A 14,470-nucleotide genomic window follows, 5' to 3' on the forward strand; every position below is an offset into this window, starting at 1 on the left:
CTAAACGCGCTGACGGACACCTGCCGCACATGCCAAGTACATGCCAAACAAAAAGCCCGGCATCAGCCGGGCTTTTCGAGAATCCTGCAGGTGCGATCCGATTACTCGGCCACTTCCTCTGCCACGACCGGACGGTCGACCAGCTCGACATACGCCATCGGCGCATTGTCACCGGCACGGAAGCCGGCCTTCAGGATGCGCAGGTAGCCGCCGGGACGGGTCGCGTAACGCGGGCCCAGTTCGACGAACAGCTTGCCCACTGCTTCCTTGTCGCGCAGGCGGGCAAACGCCAGACGACGATTGGCAACGCCATCGACCTTGCCGATGGTGATCAGCGGCTCGGCGACGCGACGCAGTTCCTTGGCCTTCGGCAAGGTGGTCTTGATCAGCTCGTGCTTGAACAGCGAAGCGGCCATATTGCGGAACATGGCTTCGCGGTGCGCGCTGGTGCGGTTGAACTTACGGCCGGATTTCTGGTGACGCATGAGTGTGATTTCCTAAAGAATGTTGAGACTGCTTTGAGAGACGTTGTCGCCATCCTGGCGCTGTTGAATGGACTGCGGTTGGTCCGAGCCGGACGTCCTTTGACCGGATGTCATCGCGGGCTCTGGCCCGTCGATGTAAAAAACAGCATGGGCGCCCGAAGACGCCCATGCCTTGATGCATTAACCAAGCATGCCGTGCTGGGCGACGCCGGCCGGCGGCCAGTTCTCCAGCTTCATGCCCAGTGCAAGGCCGCGCTGTGCCAGCACTTCCTTGATTTCGGTGAGCGACTTCTTGCCCAGATTCGGGGTCTTGAGCAGCTCCACTTCGGTCTTCTGGATCAGATCGCCGATGTAGTAGATGCTCTCGGCCTTCAGGCAGTTGGCCGAACGCACGGTCAGCTCGAGGTCGTCGATCGGGCGCAGCAGCACCGGATCCACGCCGCTGGCAGCCGGCTTGGCCGCACCGCGATCGCGGTGGGTGAAATCGCCGAACACCGACAGCTGATCGCTGAGGATGTCGGCGGCGGTGCGCACGGCTTCCTCGGCATCGATCGTGCCGTTGGTTTCGATATCGATGACCAGCTTGTCGAGGTCGGTACGCTGTTCGACGCGTGCAGCTTCCACGGCGTAAGCAACGCGACGCACCGGCGAGAACGACGCATCCAGCATCAGGCGACCGATGGTACGGGTCTCCTCGTCCGGACGACGACGCGCAGCAGCCGGCTGGTAGCCAAACCCACGCTCGATCTTCAGGCGCATGTTCAGTGCGGTGTCTTTGGTCAGGTGGCAGATCACGTGGTCGCCGTTGATGATCTCAACGTTGTGATCGGTCCTGATGTCGGCCGCAGTGACCGTGCCCGGACCCTGCTTGGACAACGACAGCGTGGCGCTATCGCCACTGTGCATACGAATGGCCACATCCTTCAGGTTCAGCAGGACGTCAAGCACGTCTTCCTGCAAACCTTCGACCGTGGTGTACTCGTGCAGCACGCCGTCGATCTCGACCTCGGTGATCGCAAAACCGGGGATCGACGACAACAACACACGACGCAGGGCATTGCCCAGCGTGTGCCCGTAACCGCGCTCCAAGGGTTCGATCACGACCTTGGCACGGTTGTCGGTAAGACGTTCGATCTGCGGACCACGGGGGCGCAGAACCTGGTTGGCGGTAACCGTCATGTTGCGGGGTCTCCTGCGAACCTCCGGCAATGCCGGAGGCTCTCCAATGTGAATTACTTCGAATACAACTCGACGATCAGCGCTTCGTTGATATCCGAAGGCAGGTCAGCGCGATCCGGAACGGCCTTGAACACGCCGCTGAACTTCTTCGAATCGACTTCAACCCACGACGGCGTCATGTCGTGCTGCTCAGCCACGGTCAGGGCTTCCTGCACGCGGAGCTGCTTCTGTGCCTTTTCCGACAGCGTGATCGCATCGCCAGCCTTGATCTGGTACGAGGCCAGATTCACCGACTTGCCATTGACCAGCACGCCACGGTGCGACACCAGCTGGCGCGCGGCCGGACGGGTGACTGCAAAGCCCATGCGGTAGCACACGTTGTCCAGACGGGTTTCCAACAACTGCAGCAGGTTCTCGCCGGTGTTGCCCTTCTTGGTCGAGGCCTTCTTGTAGTAGTTGCGGAACTGACGTTCCAGCAGACCGTAGATACGCTTGACCTTCTGCTTTTCACGCAGCTGGGTGGCGTAGTCGGAGAGCTTGCCCTTGCGAGCCGCGCCGTGCTGGCCGGGCTTCTGCTCAAGCTTGCACTTGGAGTCCAGCGCACGCGCCGGGCTCTTGAGGGAAAGGTCGGCGCCTTCGCGGCGGGCGAGCTTACAGGTAGGACCGATATAACGAGCCATTTCTTATCGCTCCCTTTAGACGCGACGCTTCTTCGGCGGACGGCACCCGTTGTGCGGGATTGGCGTCACGTCGATGATGTTGGTGATCTTGTAGCCCACGTTGTTCAACGAACGCACGGCCGACTCACGGCCCGGACCCGGACCCTTGATACGTACTTCCAGCGACTTCACGCCGTAATCGAGCGCAGCGCGGCCAGCCTTTTCGGCGGCAACCTGAGCAGCGAACGGGGTCGACTTGCGCGAACCACGGAAACCGGCGCCGCCGGACGTAGCCCACGACAGTGCATTGCCCTGGCGATCGGTGATGGTGACGATGGTGTTGTTGAACGAAGCGTGGACGTGAGCGACGCCGTCAGTGATGACGCGCTTGATCTTCTTCTTCGTTTTCTTTTCTGCTGGCTTGGCCATGATCTATCCCTTACTTCCTGATCGCCTTGCGCGGACCCTTACGGGTGCGGGCGTTGGTACGGGTGCGCTGACCACGCAGCGGGAGACCACGGCGATGGCGCAGACCGCGATAGCAGCCCAGGTCCATCAGTCGCTTGATCGCGATACCGATTTCGCGGCGCAGGTCGCCTTCGACGACATACTTGCCGACTTCGGCGCGCAGGCGCTCGATTTCGGGTTCGGACAGATCACGAATCTTCGTGGTCGAGGTAACGCCTGCGGATTCGCAGAGCTTCTTCGAACGGGTACGGCCGATGCCGTAGATGCTTTGCAACCCGACCCAGACGTGCTTCTGGGCTGGCAGGTTGACGCCTGCAATACGCGCCATGACGCGATTCTCCAACTGAGTGATGGCCCGACAGCGCCCAGGCGCCATCCGGCAGGATGGATCAAAAGTGAACTCGGAATTATAGCAAGGCCTCGGATTGCTTTGAAGCCCGTGGAACCAGAGGTTCCATGGACCCGGCGTGGGGAGTGTGCCCTCGCTCCGGCGCCGGACGGTGTTGATCCAGAAAACCTCTCCGAATCGCCTGTGCTACTCCCGCACAGGACCACCCCGTCACACCCGCGCGCGAGACGTCGCGCGAGCCGCCCTTCTGATCGGAAGATCGTGGCCCGGGAACCAGGCCGTCTTCACGTAATGAAGATCTAGTGTACCACTTAACCGCGCGCCAGACCGCCGCGCGAGCCGCCCTTGAGGTTGGCCTTCTTCAGCAAGCTCTCATACTGATGCGACATCAGGTGCGCCTGGATCTGGGCAATGAAGTCCATCACCACCACCACCGCAATCAGCAACGAGGTACCGCCGAAATGGAACGAAGTGCCGAGCTGCGTGCGCATGATTTCCGGCAGTAGGCAGACGATCACCAGATACAACGAGCCGGCTGCGGTCAGACGGGTCAGCACGCCATCCACATAGTCGGCCGTCGCCTTGCCCGGACGGATGCCCGGAATCAACGCGCCCGACTTCTTGAGGTTGTCGGCAGTTTCCTGCGAGTTGAACACCAGCGCGGTGTAGAAGAATGCAAAACCAATGATCAGCGCCGCAAACACCAGCATGTGCACCGGCTCGCCAGGACCCAGCGCGTTGGCGATCTTCTGCAACCACGAGCCCACACCGCTACCCGACGCCGCCTGACCCGACCACATCGACAGCGTCGCCGGGAATGCCAGGATGCTGGATGCAAAGATCGGCGGGATCACGCCGGCCATGTTGAGCTTCAACGGCAGGAACGAGGTCTGGTTCATGTACGCATTGCGACCGCCCTGGCGGCGCGCGTAGTTGACCGTGATCCGCCGCTGCCCGCGCTCGACGAACACCACGAACAGCGTAAACGCCAGGATGGTGATGACGATCAACAGCAGCGAGATGAAACTCAGATTGCCTTCGCGGAACGCCTCGACCGTCTGGATCGCAGCAGACGGAAGGCCCGCCACGATGCCCGCGAAGATGATCAGCGATACACCGTTACCGATGCCACGCTCGGTCACCTGCTCGCCAACCCACATCAGGAAGATGGTACCGGCGGTCAACGCAATTACCGCGGTAAGCACGAAACCCATGCCCGGCGCATACACGACGGGAGCGCCACCCGGCGCGGTCTGATTCTGCAGCGCCAGCGCGATACTGCCGCCCTGCACCACTGCCAGCAGCACCGCACCGATACGCGAATACTGGGTGATCTTGCGTCGGCCGGACTCACCTTCTTTCTGCATCGCCTTGAGCGCGGGAAAGATGTGCGTGGCCAACTGGATCACGATCGACGCCGAGATATACGGCATCACATTCAACGCAAAAATACTGAAACGGTGCAGGGCGCCGCCCGAGAACATGTTGAACATGTCCACGATGCCGCCGCCCTGCGCCTGCATCAACGAAAGCATGGCATCGGGATTCACGCCCGGCACCGGCACATAGCAGCCGATGCGATAGACGATCAATGCCCCGAGGACGAACAGCAGCCGCTGGCGAAGTTCCGTGAACTTGCCGAGCCCGCCACCGAGGTTACCAATGCCAGCCTGCGCCATCTGCCGATTACTCCTCTACGCTGCCGCCGGCAGCTTCGATTGCTGCCTTGGCGCCTGCGGTTGCCGCAACGCCCTTCAGTACGAACTTCTTGCTCAGCTCGCCCTTCAGCACGATCTTCGCCTTCTTGGCGCGGCTCGGGACCAGATTGGCCGCACGCAGCGCTGCGAAATCGACATCACCGGCGTCCAGCTTGTCCAGCTGATACGACAACACTTCAGCGGTGTCGCGCGCCATCTTGGAGCGGAAACCGATCTTCGGCAGACGACGCTGCATCGGGGTCTGGCCGCCTTCGAAGCCGGCCTTGATCTTCCCGCCACCCTTACGAGCGAACGAACCCTTGTGACCGCGACCAGCGGTCTTGCCGAGGCCGGAACCGATACCACGACCGACGCGGGTACGCTCGGTACGTGCGCCATCGGCGGGCTTGAGGTCATTAAGACGCAGAGTCATGGGATTACTCCTCAACCTTGACGAGGTAGTGAACCGTATTGATCAGGCCACGCACCTGCGGGCTGTCCTTCAGTTCACGCACATCGTTGAGCTTATTCAGGCCCAACGCACGCACCGACAGACGGTGACGCGACTGGGTTCCACGCAGGCCACGCACCAGGCGCACCTTCACGGTCTTGTTGGTGTCCTTAGCCATGGTTGAGCTCCTCCACCTTCTTGCCGCGCTTGGCCGCAACACGCGCCGGCGACTGCACTTCCGACAGACCCTTCAGGGTTGCACGGACCAGGTTGATCGGATTACGCGAACCAACAGCCTTGGCCAGCACGTTCTTGACGCCGACCGCTTCCAGCACTGCGCGCATGGCGCCGCCTGCGATGACGCCCGTACCTTCCGAAGCCGGCTGCATGTACACGCGTGCTGCGCCATGGCCCGACTTGACGGCATGCCACAAGGTGCCGTTATTCAGATCGACAGTGGCCAGGTTCTTGCGCGCCTGCTCCATCGACTTCTGGATGGCAACCGGCACTTCGCGCGCCTTGCCATAACCGAAACCGACCTTGCCCAGACCATCGCCGACCACGGTCAGCGCGGTGAAGGTGAACTGGCGGCCGCCCTTGACCGTCTTGCTGACGCGGTTGACCGCGACCAGCTTTTCGATCATGCCATCGTCGACTTTCTCTTCGCGGTTACGGTCGCGATCACGACCCCGCGGTGCACGTTCTTCTGCCATCTTGATTCCTTGATTGATTGAGTATGTACGGCTCGAAGCCGCTTATGGTTGTGGAGTCACGCGGTGATCCCGATGCCGCTGCAAAAGAACGGGTCGGTCCGGCATCTCCCTGCCGGCGGTATCGCGAATGTAATCAATGACCACATCCGCAGCAGTACTTAGAACTGCAGGCCGCCTTCGCGAGCTGCGTCGGCGAGCGCCTTGATGCGGCCATGATAGCGATAGCCCGAGCGGTCGAAGGCGACCTTCTCGATGCCAGCAGCCTTGGCGCGCTCGGCGATCAGCTTGCCGACCTTGACGGCCGCATCGCTGTTCTTGCCGTTCTTCAGGCCGTCCTTGACGTCGGCCTGCAGGGTGTTCGCAGCAGCGATCACCTTGGAGCCGTCGGCAGTGAAGACCTGCGCGTACAGGTGCTGACCGGTGCGCAGCACCGACAGACGGGCGACGCCCAGCTCACGGATGTGTGCACGGGTCGATTTGGCACGACGCAGGCGGGCAATATTCTTGTTGATGCTCATGATAAGTGTCCTACGGAAGCTGAAGGAAGACAGGCTGTGCATTGAGAAGTCCGGCCATGGATGGCCGGGCTCCTAGCAGAGGGACCTGCCTTACGCCTTCTTGGCTTCCTTGCGAATGATGACTTCACCGGCGTACTTCACACCCTTGCCCTTATAGGGCTCCGGCGGACGGAAACCGCGGATCTTGGCGGCGACTTCGCCAACGCGCTGCTTGTCGGCACCCTGGACCACAATTTCGGTCTGGGTCGGGGTCGACAGCGTGATGCCTTCCGGCGCCACGAACACCAACGGGTGCGAGAAGCCGAGCGCCAGGCTCAGATCCTTGCCCTGCATGGCGGCACGGTAACCGACGCCGACCAGCTCGAGCTTGCGCTCGAAGCCTTCGGACACACCCTTGACCATATTGGCCAGGATGGCGCGCACGGTGCCGGTGATGGCGATCTGCGACGGATCATTGGCCGACAGCGTGGCGACGTCGCCATCGATGGAGATTTCCACACCCACCGGCTTGGGCAGGGTCAGGGTGCCCTTCGGGCCCTTGACGCTGACCAGCTCAGGCTGGACGTTGAGCTCAACACCCTTCGGAAGGGACACAGGCTTCTTGGCTACACGGGACATGTTCGATTCCTTCCCTTAGGCCACGAAGCACAGGACTTCACCACCAACGCCGGCTTCGCGAGCCTGCGCATCGGTCATGATGCCCTTCGACGTGGAGATGATGGCGATACCCAGGCCACCCAGGACCTTGGGCAGCTCGGTCTTGCCGCGGTACTGGCGCAGACCCGAGCGCGAGAAACGCTTCAGGGTCTCGATGACCGGGCGGCCTTCGAAATACTTCAGCACGATTTCCAGCTCCGACTTGTTGTTTTCGGTGGCCGTAACGCGCAGGTCGGTGATGTAACCCTCGTCCTTCAGGACCTGGGCGATCGCAACCTTGATCTTGGACGACGGCAATTTCACCGTCTGCTTACCAACCGCGGCCGCATTCTTGATGCGAACCAGCAGGTCGGCGATGGGATCAGTCATGCTCATATGAGTACCTTTGAGTGCACCGATATCCGCTTTCGCGAAAATCTTGTGTTTTCCTGGGGATGGGCCAGGACCTTTGACGCCACGTCATACCCGCACGGGCAAGACAGAAGCGGAAGTATACGACAAAAGAGCCCGACTTGCGTCGGACTCCCTTGTTGAACAGAACAATCCTGCTCAAACCGGCCGCGAGCGGCCGGCTGCTGTTACCAGCTTGCCTTGCGCAGGCCCGGAACGTCGCCGTTCATCGTGGCCTTGCGCAGCATGTTGCGACCCAGACCGAACTTGCGGTAGACGCCGCGCGGACGACCCGACAGCTCGCAACGGTTGCGGTGGCGGCTCGGCGACGAATCGCGCGGCAGCTTCTGCAACTTGGTCGACGCATCGATCTTCTCTTCGTAGGACGCATCCTGACTGGAGAGGATCTTCTTCAGCGCATCACGCTTGCCGGCGAACTTCTTGGCCAGCTTCGCGCGCTTGATGTCGCGGTGGATCATGGAGGTCTTTGCCATTTCGGATGTCCTCTATGGTCAGTTACGGAACGGGAACTTGAACGCTGCCAGCAGCGCCTTCGCTTCCGCATCCGTCTTGGCGGTGGTGGTGATGGCGATATCCATACCGCGGATCGCGTCGACGGCGTCGAAGTCGATTTCCGGGAAGATGATCTGTTCCTTCACACCCATGTTGAAATTGCCACGACCGTCGAAGGAGCGACCGGACACACCACGGAAGTCGCGCACGCGCGGCAACGAGATGTTGATCAGGCGATCCAGGAACTCGTACATCTTGGCGCGACGCAAGGTGGTCTTGCAGCCGATCGGCCAACCGTCACGAATCTTGAACGATGCGACCGAAACGCGCGACTTGGTGACCACCGGCTTCTGGCCGGAGATCTTGGACATGTCGGCGACCGCATTTTCCAGAATCTTCTTGTTGGTAGCCGCCTCGCCCACACCCATGTTGAGCGTGACCTTGACCAGCTTCGGCACTTCCATCGGATTGGTGTAGCCGAATTCCTTCATCAGGGCCGGCACCACGTTTTCCTTGTAAAACTTTTCGAGACGAGTGTTCATGATCTCATTCCTCAGGCGTCGAGCGCCTCACCGCTGGAGCGGAACACACGCAATTTGCGTCCATCCTCCAGCACCTTGAAGCCAACGCGCTCGCCCTTGCCCGTTGCCGGGTTGACGATATTGACGTTGGAGATATGGATCGACGCTTCACGCTCGACCACGCCGCCGGCGACACCCGCCTGCGGGTTCGGCTTGGTGTGGCGCTTGATGACGTTGGCGTTGGAGACGATCACGCGATCGCCGTCCACACGCACCACTTCACCCTGCTTACCCTTGTCCTTGCCGGTGTTGATGACGACCTGGTCGCCCTTCTTGATACGGTTAGCCATGTGTATGTCCTCCGCTCACAGCACTTCGGGAGCGAGCGAGACGATCTTCATGAACTTCTCGGAACGCAGCTCGCGCGTCACCGGCCCGAAGATGCGGGTCCCGATCGGCTCCTGCTTGTTGTTCAACAGCACAGCGGCATTGCCATCGAAGCGGATCAGCGAACCGTCGGGACGGCGCACACCCTTGCGGGTACGCACCACGACGGCGTCGTAGACTTCGCCCTTCTTGACCTTGCCACGCGGAATGGCGTCCTTGACGGTCACCTTGATGATGTCACCGATGTGTGCGTAGCGGCGCTTGGAGCCGCCCAGCACCTTGATGCACATCACTTCCTTGGCACCCGAATTGTCGGCGACATCGAGGTAGCTCTGCATCTGGATCATGATTCAGATCTCCCTTATTCGGCCGAACGGGTGACGATTTCCACCACCCGCCAGTTCTTGGTCTTGGACATCGGAGCAATTTCGGTTACGCGCACGACATCGCCTTCATTGCAGGCATTGTCGGCATCGTGTGCGTGCAGCTTGGTCGAGCGCTTGATGTACTTGCCGTACAGAGCATGCTTGACCTGGCGCTCCACCAACACGGTGACCGTCTTGTCCATCTTGTTGCTGACGACACGGCCTTCGACCGTGCGCAGCGTTTGCTTTTCGTTATTGTCGCTCATCGCGGCCGTCCTTACTTGGTGCTGCCGAGCAGGTGCTTGACGCGAGCAATCTCGCGGCGCACCCGGCGGGTTTCGTGGGTCTTCGGCAGCTGGCCGGTGACCTGCTGCATACGGAGCGAGAACTGCTCCTTACGCAGGTCGGTCAGGTGGGCCTTCAGTTCGTCAGCCGACTTTTCGCGGAGTTGTTTGATATCCATCAGCGCACCGTCCGGGTCACGAAAGTGGTCGTCACCGAGAGCTTGGCAGCGGCAAGGCGGAATGCCTCACGTGCGGTCTCTTCGGGAATCCCCTCGATTTCATAGATCATGCGGCCCGGCTGAATCTGCGCGACCCAGTACTCCACGTTGCCCTTACCGGAGCCCATGCGGACTTCGATCGGCTTCTTGGTGATCGGCTTGTCGGGGAACACACGGATCCACATCTTGCCGCCCTTCTTGACATGGCGGCTGATCGTGCGGCGTGCTGCTTCAATCTGGCGCGCAGTCAGCTGACCGTGCGCCGTGGCCTTGAGGCCGTATTCGCCGAAGCTGACGGCGTTTCCGCTCCATGCCAGGCCGTCATTACGGCCCTTGTGCATCTTGCGATATTTGGTTCGCTTGGGTTGCAACATTGCCGTTACCTCGCTTCACGAGCCGGGCGCGACGGGCGGTCACCACGGTCGCCGCGATCGTTACGATCGTTGCGCGGGCTGTCGTCCTGCTTTTCCTGGCCAACCTGGGAGAAGTCGAAAACCTCGCCCTTATAGATCCAGACCTTGATCCCGATGATGCCGTACGTCGTGGACGCCTCGGCAAAACCGTAATCAATGTCGGCACGTAGCGTGTGCAGCGGCACGCGACCTTCGCGGTACCACTCCGAACGGGCGATTTCTGCACCGTTGAGGCGGCCAGCCACGTTGACCTTGATGCCCAGGGCACTCAAGCGCATCGCGTTACCGACCGAGCGCTTCATTGCGCGGCGGAACATGATGCGACGCTCGAGCTGCTGCGCGATCGACTCGGCGACCAGCTGCGCATCCAGCTCCGGCTTGCGCACTTCGGTGACGTTGATGTGCGCCGGAACGCCCATCAGTTCGCTCACTTCCTTACGCAGCTTTTCAATATCCTCACCACGCTTGCCGATCACCACGCCCGGACGGGCGGTGTGAATGGTGACGCGGGCGGTTTTGGCAGGGCGCTCGATCAAGATCTTGCTGACACCTGCCTGCGCGAGCTTCTTGCGCAGCATTTCACGCACTTTCAGGTCGGCTGCCAGGTAACCGGCGAAGTCGCCCTTGTTTGCGTACCACTTGGAGTTCCAGTCTTTGGAGATACCAAGACGGATTCCAGTCGGATGAACTTTATGACCCATGGTCTTTTCCTTTCCGCTTACTTGGCGGCGCCGACAATCACAGTGATGTGACTGGTGCGCTTGAGGATGCGGGTACCGCGGCCTTTCGCCCGCGCCATGAAACGCTTCAGGGAGGGACCTTCATCAACCATGATGGTCTTGACCTTCAGCTCGTCGACATCCGCGCCCTGATTGTTCTCGGCATTGGCAATAGCCGACTCCACCACCTTTTTGATCAGGTGTGCAGCCTTCTTGTCCGAGAACTTCAGCAGATTGACCGCACGCTCGGCGGACAAACCACGCACCTGATCAGCGACCAGGCGGGCCTTCTGCGGGGAGATGCGCGCGGTGCGCAGGATTGCTTTCGCTTCCATCGTCATCTCTCCTTACCTGCTCGACTTCTTGTCGCCACCGTGACCCTTGAAGGTCCGGGTGACGGCAAATTCGCCGAGCTTGTGGCCGACCATATTCTCGTTGACGAGCACCGGAATGTGGTTCTTGCCGTTATGCACGGCGATGGTGATGCCTACCATTTCGGGCAGGATCATCGAACGGCGCGACCAGGTCTTGATCGGCTTCTTGCTACCCGCAGCGGACTCCACCTTCTTTGCAAGGTGGTGATCGACGAACGGGCCCTTCTTAAGTGAACGTGCCATGGTCGATTAGCCCCTACGATCGCGGACGATGAACTGCTGGGTGCGCTTGTTCTTGCGCGTCTTGTAACCCTTGGTCGGAACACCCCACGGGGTGACCGGATGCGGATTACCCTGACCAGCCTTCGCTTCACCACCACCGTGCGGGTGATCGACCGGGTTCATGGCCGCACCGCGAACGGTCGGGCGAACACCGCGCCAACGCTTGGCGCCGGCCTTGCCCAGCTTCTCGAGGTTGTGCTCGTCGTTGCCGACTTCACCGATGGTGGCGCGGCATTCGACCGGCACCTTGCGCATTTCGCCCGAGCGTAGACGCAGCGTGGCATAGATGCCTTCGCGAGCGACCAGCTGGACGGCTGCACCGGCAGCACGTGCGATCTGAGCGCCCTTACCCGGCTTCAGCTCGATACCGTGAACCGTCGTACCGACCGGGATGTTGCGCAGCGGCAGCGTGTTACCGGTCTTGATCGGCGCATTCGCACCGGCAATGACCTGGTCGCCAGCCTTCAGGCCCTTCGGGGCGATGATGTAGCGACGCTCGCCATCGACGTAGCACAGCAGGGCGATATGAGCGGTACGGTTCGGATCGTATTCGATCCGCTCCACACGCGCCGGAATGCCTTCCTTGTTGCGCTTGAAGTCGATGATGCGGTAGTGCTGCTTGTGGCCACCACCGACGTGACGCACGGTGATGCGGCCGTGGTGGTTACGACCACCGGACTTGCTCTGCGAGTCGAGCAGCGCCGCGTGCGGTGCGCCCTTGTGCAGATCGGGAGTAACCACGCGCACGGCGGAACGACGGCCGGGAGAGGTGGGTTTGAACTTCATCAATGGCATGGGATGGACCTCAGGCCTTGGCCGTTACGTCGATGGATTGACCATCAACCAGGCGGACGTACGCCTTGCGCCAATTGCCACGGCTGCCAGCACGGTTACGGAAGGACTTGCTCTTGCCCTTGACGTTGACCACGTTGACTGCCTTGACCTTGACGTCGAACAGCTGCTCAACCGCGGCCTTTACATCGGCCTTGGTGGCTTCGTTCGAAACTTCGAAGACATACTGGTTGGAGATTTCCTGCAGGCGCGCGGTCTTTTCGGAGACTCGCGGAGCACGCAGCACGCTGAAGATTTTTTCGTTGCTGCTCATGCCAGCCACTCCTCGACCTTCTTGACCGCATCGGCGGTGATCACGACCGTATCGGCCCCGACCAGTGCGACCGGATCCAGACCCTGCACATCACGCACCTGCACGTAAGGCAGATTGCGGGCGGACAGATACAGGTGCTCGGAGGCTTCTTCGGTGACGATCAGCGGGCGCTTGCCCACATCCAGTCCCTTCAGCTTCTCGATCAGACCCTTGGTCTTGGTCGCTTCGAGGTCGAACGCGTCGACGATCATCAGACGACCCTGACGGTTCAACTCGGAGAAGATCGCGCAGATGGCCGCGCGGTACATCTTGCGGTTGACCTTCTGCTCGAAGCTGCGCGGCTTGGCCGCAAAGGTCACGCCGCCGCCGACGAAGATCGGAGCCGTCAGTGCGCCATGACGCGCGCCGCCGCCCTTCTGCTTCTTCGACTTCTTGGTCGTGCCCGCAACTTCCGAACGCGTCTTCTGTGCCTTGGTACCAGCGCGACCGGCATTGCGATAAGCCACGACGACCTGGTGAACCAGATCTTCGCTAAATTCGCGACCGAACACGGCATCGGAGACCGAGACCTTGTTGTTGCTACCCGTGATAACGAGTTCCATCGTCATCTCTCCTTATGCCTTGCTCGCCGGACGGACGATCACGTCGCCACCAGCTGCGCCAGGCACGGCGCCGCGGATAGCAATCAGACCACGCTCGACGTCGACCTTGACCACTTCCAGGTTCTGCGTGCTTTGCTGCACGGCGCCCATGTGGCCCGACATCTTCTTGCCCGGGAAAACACGACCCGGGGTCTGGCGCTGACCCAACGAACCCGGCGCGCGATGCGACAGCGAGTTACCGTGAGTTGCATCGCCCATACGGAAGTTGTAGCGCTTGATGGTGCCCTGGAAACCCTTACCCTTGGTGACGCCCTGGACGTCGACCTTCTGGCCGACCTCGAAGATGTCCGCCTTGATTTCGCCGCCGACGGCGAAATCGCCGAGCTGCGCATCTTCAACGCGGAATTCCCACAAGCCACGACCCGCTTCGACCTTCGCCTTGGCGAAGTGACCGGCGGCCGGCTTGTTGACCAGTGCGGCGCGACGCGCGCCAACGGTAATCTGCACGGCGCTGTAGCCGTCAACTTCGACGGTCTTGATCTGCGCGATGCGGTTCGGAGTTGCTTCGATCAGCGTGACCGGTACCGAGCGACCGTCTTCAGTGAAGACGCGGCTCATACCAGCCTTGCGGCCCACGAAGCCCAACGAATATTTCTTCGTCATGGTCGTAGTCCTCAGGTGAGCTTGATCTGGACGTCGACGCCAGCCGCGAGTTCGAGCTTCATCAGCGCGTCCACGGTCTTGTCGTTGGGGTCGACGATATCGAGCACACGCTTGTGCGTGCGGGTTTCGTATTGGTCACGCGCATCCTTGTCGGCATGCGGGGATACGAGGATGGTGTAACGTTCGATCTTGGTCGGCAGTGGGATCGGGCCACGCACTTGCGCGCCGGTCCGCTTGGCCGTTTCGACGATCTCGCTGGCCGAACGGTCGATCAAACGATGATCGAACGCCTTCAACCGAATCCGGATCTTTTGTTCCGACATGACGGAAGCTTCCTTCGTTAAAAGAGCGACGGGCAAGGCCTCTGGGATACCTGCCCCGATATTCCTGCGTTGGTGAAATCGTCGTACTTCCTGCCGACGAGGGCTTTCCTCCGCCCAAAAACTGAGGCAGCCCGG

The 14,470-nt window shown here is 60.9% G+C and carries 27 protein-coding genes; all 27 read right to left on the minus strand.

Annotated features, from left to right (window positions below):
* Nucleotides 1-101: 101 nt before the first annotated feature.
* Nucleotides 102-485 (minus strand): 50S ribosomal protein L17, encoded by a 384-nt coding sequence (gene rplQ, locus XnspCFBP7698_RS11505; protein ID WP_003486665.1) that lies wholly within the window; start codon nt 483-485, stop codon nt 102-104.
* 180 nt (nt 486-665) lie between these two features.
* Nucleotides 666-1,664: a DNA-directed RNA polymerase subunit alpha gene (gene rpoA / locus XnspCFBP7698_RS11510; RefSeq protein ID WP_002811635.1), complete on the minus strand. Its 999-nt coding sequence runs from the start codon at nt 1,662-1,664 to the stop codon at nt 666-668.
* A gap of 53 nt (nt 1,665-1,717) precedes the next feature.
* Nucleotides 1,718-2,344 carry a 30S ribosomal protein S4 gene (gene rpsD / locus XnspCFBP7698_RS11515; protein WP_002811641.1) on the minus strand — a complete coding sequence of 209 codons (627 nt, stop codon included), beginning with the start codon at nt 2,342-2,344 and terminating at the stop codon, nt 1,718-1,720.
* 15 nt (nt 2,345-2,359) lie between these two features.
* Nucleotides 2,360-2,752, minus strand: coding sequence for a 30S ribosomal protein S11 (gene rpsK / locus XnspCFBP7698_RS11520; RefSeq protein ID WP_003486671.1), 393 nt, complete (start codon nt 2,750-2,752; stop codon nt 2,360-2,362).
* A gap of 10 nt (nt 2,753-2,762) precedes the next feature.
* Nucleotides 2,763-3,119: a 30S ribosomal protein S13 gene (rpsM, locus tag XnspCFBP7698_RS11525; protein ID WP_003486672.1), complete on the minus strand. Its 357-nt coding sequence runs from the start codon at nt 3,117-3,119 to the stop codon at nt 2,763-2,765.
* Between the two features lie 332 nt (nt 3,120-3,451).
* The gene (gene secY, locus XnspCFBP7698_RS11530) at nt 3,452-4,819 is read right to left on the minus strand and encodes a preprotein translocase subunit SecY (RefSeq protein ID WP_039412801.1); all 1,368 of its coding nucleotides are present in this window, start codon (nt 4,817-4,819) and stop codon (nt 3,452-3,454) included.
* Between the two features lie 7 nt (nt 4,820-4,826).
* Complete coding sequence (gene rplO / locus XnspCFBP7698_RS11535; RefSeq protein ID WP_003486676.1) at nt 4,827-5,270, minus strand: 50S ribosomal protein L15; 444 nt, start codon at nt 5,268-5,270, stop codon at nt 4,827-4,829.
* Nucleotides 5,271-5,274: 4 nt separating this feature from the next.
* Nucleotides 5,275-5,466, minus strand: coding sequence for a 50S ribosomal protein L30 (rpmD, locus tag XnspCFBP7698_RS11540; RefSeq protein WP_003486678.1), 192 nt, complete (start codon nt 5,464-5,466; stop codon nt 5,275-5,277).
* A complete protein-coding gene (gene rpsE, locus XnspCFBP7698_RS11545) occupies nt 5,459-6,001 on the minus strand; it encodes a 30S ribosomal protein S5 (RefSeq protein WP_003486682.1) in 543 nt (180 codons plus the stop codon). Before rpsE ends, rpmD begins: the two co-directional genes overlap by 8 nt.
* A 158-nt stretch (nt 6,002-6,159) precedes the next feature.
* A complete protein-coding gene (rplR, locus tag XnspCFBP7698_RS11550; RefSeq protein ID WP_005993383.1) occupies nt 6,160-6,519 on the minus strand; it encodes a 50S ribosomal protein L18 in 360 nt (119 codons plus the stop codon).
* A gap of 90 nt (nt 6,520-6,609) precedes the next feature.
* Nucleotides 6,610-7,137 (minus strand): 50S ribosomal protein L6, encoded by a 528-nt coding sequence (gene rplF / locus XnspCFBP7698_RS11555; protein WP_104581683.1) that lies wholly within the window; start codon nt 7,135-7,137, stop codon nt 6,610-6,612.
* 15 nt (nt 7,138-7,152) lie between these two features.
* Nucleotides 7,153-7,551, minus strand: a complete 399-nt coding sequence (gene rpsH / locus XnspCFBP7698_RS11560) for a 30S ribosomal protein S8 (protein WP_010371096.1) — start codon at nt 7,549-7,551, stop codon at nt 7,153-7,155.
* Nucleotides 7,552-7,754: 203 nt separating this feature from the next.
* On the minus strand, nt 7,755-8,060 hold the full coding sequence (gene rpsN, locus XnspCFBP7698_RS11565) for a 30S ribosomal protein S14 (protein ID WP_005917137.1): 306 nt from the start codon (nt 8,058-8,060) through the stop codon (nt 7,755-7,757).
* Nucleotides 8,061-8,078: 18 nt separating this feature from the next.
* Nucleotides 8,079-8,621: a 50S ribosomal protein L5 gene (rplE, locus tag XnspCFBP7698_RS11570; protein WP_010371090.1), complete on the minus strand. Its 543-nt coding sequence runs from the start codon at nt 8,619-8,621 to the stop codon at nt 8,079-8,081.
* Nucleotides 8,622-8,632: 11 nt separating this feature from the next.
* Nucleotides 8,633-8,950 (minus strand): 50S ribosomal protein L24, encoded by a 318-nt coding sequence (gene rplX / locus XnspCFBP7698_RS11575; protein WP_003486696.1) that lies wholly within the window; start codon nt 8,948-8,950, stop codon nt 8,633-8,635.
* Nucleotides 8,951-8,965: 15 nt separating this feature from the next.
* A complete protein-coding gene (gene rplN / locus XnspCFBP7698_RS11580; RefSeq protein WP_003486699.1) occupies nt 8,966-9,334 on the minus strand; it encodes a 50S ribosomal protein L14 in 369 nt (122 codons plus the stop codon).
* 14 nt (nt 9,335-9,348) lie between these two features.
* Nucleotides 9,349-9,618 carry a 30S ribosomal protein S17 gene (gene rpsQ / locus XnspCFBP7698_RS11585; RefSeq protein WP_003486701.1) on the minus strand — a complete coding sequence of 90 codons (270 nt, stop codon included), beginning with the start codon at nt 9,616-9,618 and terminating at the stop codon, nt 9,349-9,351.
* Between the two features lie 11 nt (nt 9,619-9,629).
* The gene (rpmC, locus tag XnspCFBP7698_RS11590) at nt 9,630-9,815 is read right to left on the minus strand and encodes a 50S ribosomal protein L29 (protein WP_003486703.1); all 186 of its coding nucleotides are present in this window, start codon (nt 9,813-9,815) and stop codon (nt 9,630-9,632) included.
* Nucleotides 9,815-10,228 (minus strand): 50S ribosomal protein L16, encoded by a 414-nt coding sequence (rplP, locus tag XnspCFBP7698_RS11595; RefSeq protein ID WP_003486706.1) that lies wholly within the window; start codon nt 10,226-10,228, stop codon nt 9,815-9,817. Before rplP ends, rpmC begins: the two co-directional genes overlap by 1 nt.
* Nucleotides 10,229-10,233: 5 nt before the next feature.
* A complete protein-coding gene (rpsC, locus tag XnspCFBP7698_RS11600) occupies nt 10,234-10,968 on the minus strand; it encodes a 30S ribosomal protein S3 (RefSeq protein WP_039412819.1) in 735 nt (244 codons plus the stop codon).
* Nucleotides 10,969-10,985: 17 nt separating this feature from the next.
* On the minus strand, nt 10,986-11,321 hold the full coding sequence (gene rplV / locus XnspCFBP7698_RS11605) for a 50S ribosomal protein L22 (RefSeq protein WP_002811686.1): 336 nt from the start codon (nt 11,319-11,321) through the stop codon (nt 10,986-10,988).
* Nucleotides 11,322-11,333: 12 nt separating this feature from the next.
* The gene (rpsS, locus tag XnspCFBP7698_RS11610) at nt 11,334-11,603 is read right to left on the minus strand and encodes a 30S ribosomal protein S19 (RefSeq protein WP_005993369.1); all 270 of its coding nucleotides are present in this window, start codon (nt 11,601-11,603) and stop codon (nt 11,334-11,336) included.
* A gap of 6 nt (nt 11,604-11,609) precedes the next feature.
* Nucleotides 11,610-12,437, minus strand: coding sequence for a 50S ribosomal protein L2 (gene rplB, locus XnspCFBP7698_RS11615; RefSeq protein ID WP_003486715.1), 828 nt, complete (start codon nt 12,435-12,437; stop codon nt 11,610-11,612).
* Between the two features lie 10 nt (nt 12,438-12,447).
* Nucleotides 12,448-12,747: a 50S ribosomal protein L23 gene (gene rplW, locus XnspCFBP7698_RS11620; RefSeq protein WP_002811694.1), complete on the minus strand. Its 300-nt coding sequence runs from the start codon at nt 12,745-12,747 to the stop codon at nt 12,448-12,450.
* Entirely contained in the window at nt 12,744-13,349 is a 606-nt protein-coding gene (gene rplD, locus XnspCFBP7698_RS11625; RefSeq protein ID WP_010371054.1) for a 50S ribosomal protein L4, read from the minus strand. The genes rplW and rplD overlap by 4 nt, the downstream gene beginning before the upstream one ends.
* A 12-nt stretch (nt 13,350-13,361) precedes the next feature.
* Nucleotides 13,362-14,012, minus strand: a complete 651-nt coding sequence (gene rplC, locus XnspCFBP7698_RS11630) for a 50S ribosomal protein L3 (protein WP_011036123.1) — start codon at nt 14,010-14,012, stop codon at nt 13,362-13,364.
* Nucleotides 14,013-14,023: 11 nt separating this feature from the next.
* Nucleotides 14,024-14,335, minus strand: coding sequence for a 30S ribosomal protein S10 (gene rpsJ, locus XnspCFBP7698_RS11635; protein ID WP_003486723.1), 312 nt, complete (start codon nt 14,333-14,335; stop codon nt 14,024-14,026).
* Between the last annotated feature and the right edge of the window lie 135 nt (nt 14,336-14,470).

This window comes from Xanthomonas sp. CFBP 7698 (assembly GCF_003600855.1).
Taxonomy (GTDB): domain Bacteria; phylum Pseudomonadota; class Gammaproteobacteria; order Xanthomonadales; family Xanthomonadaceae; genus Xanthomonas; species Xanthomonas cannabis.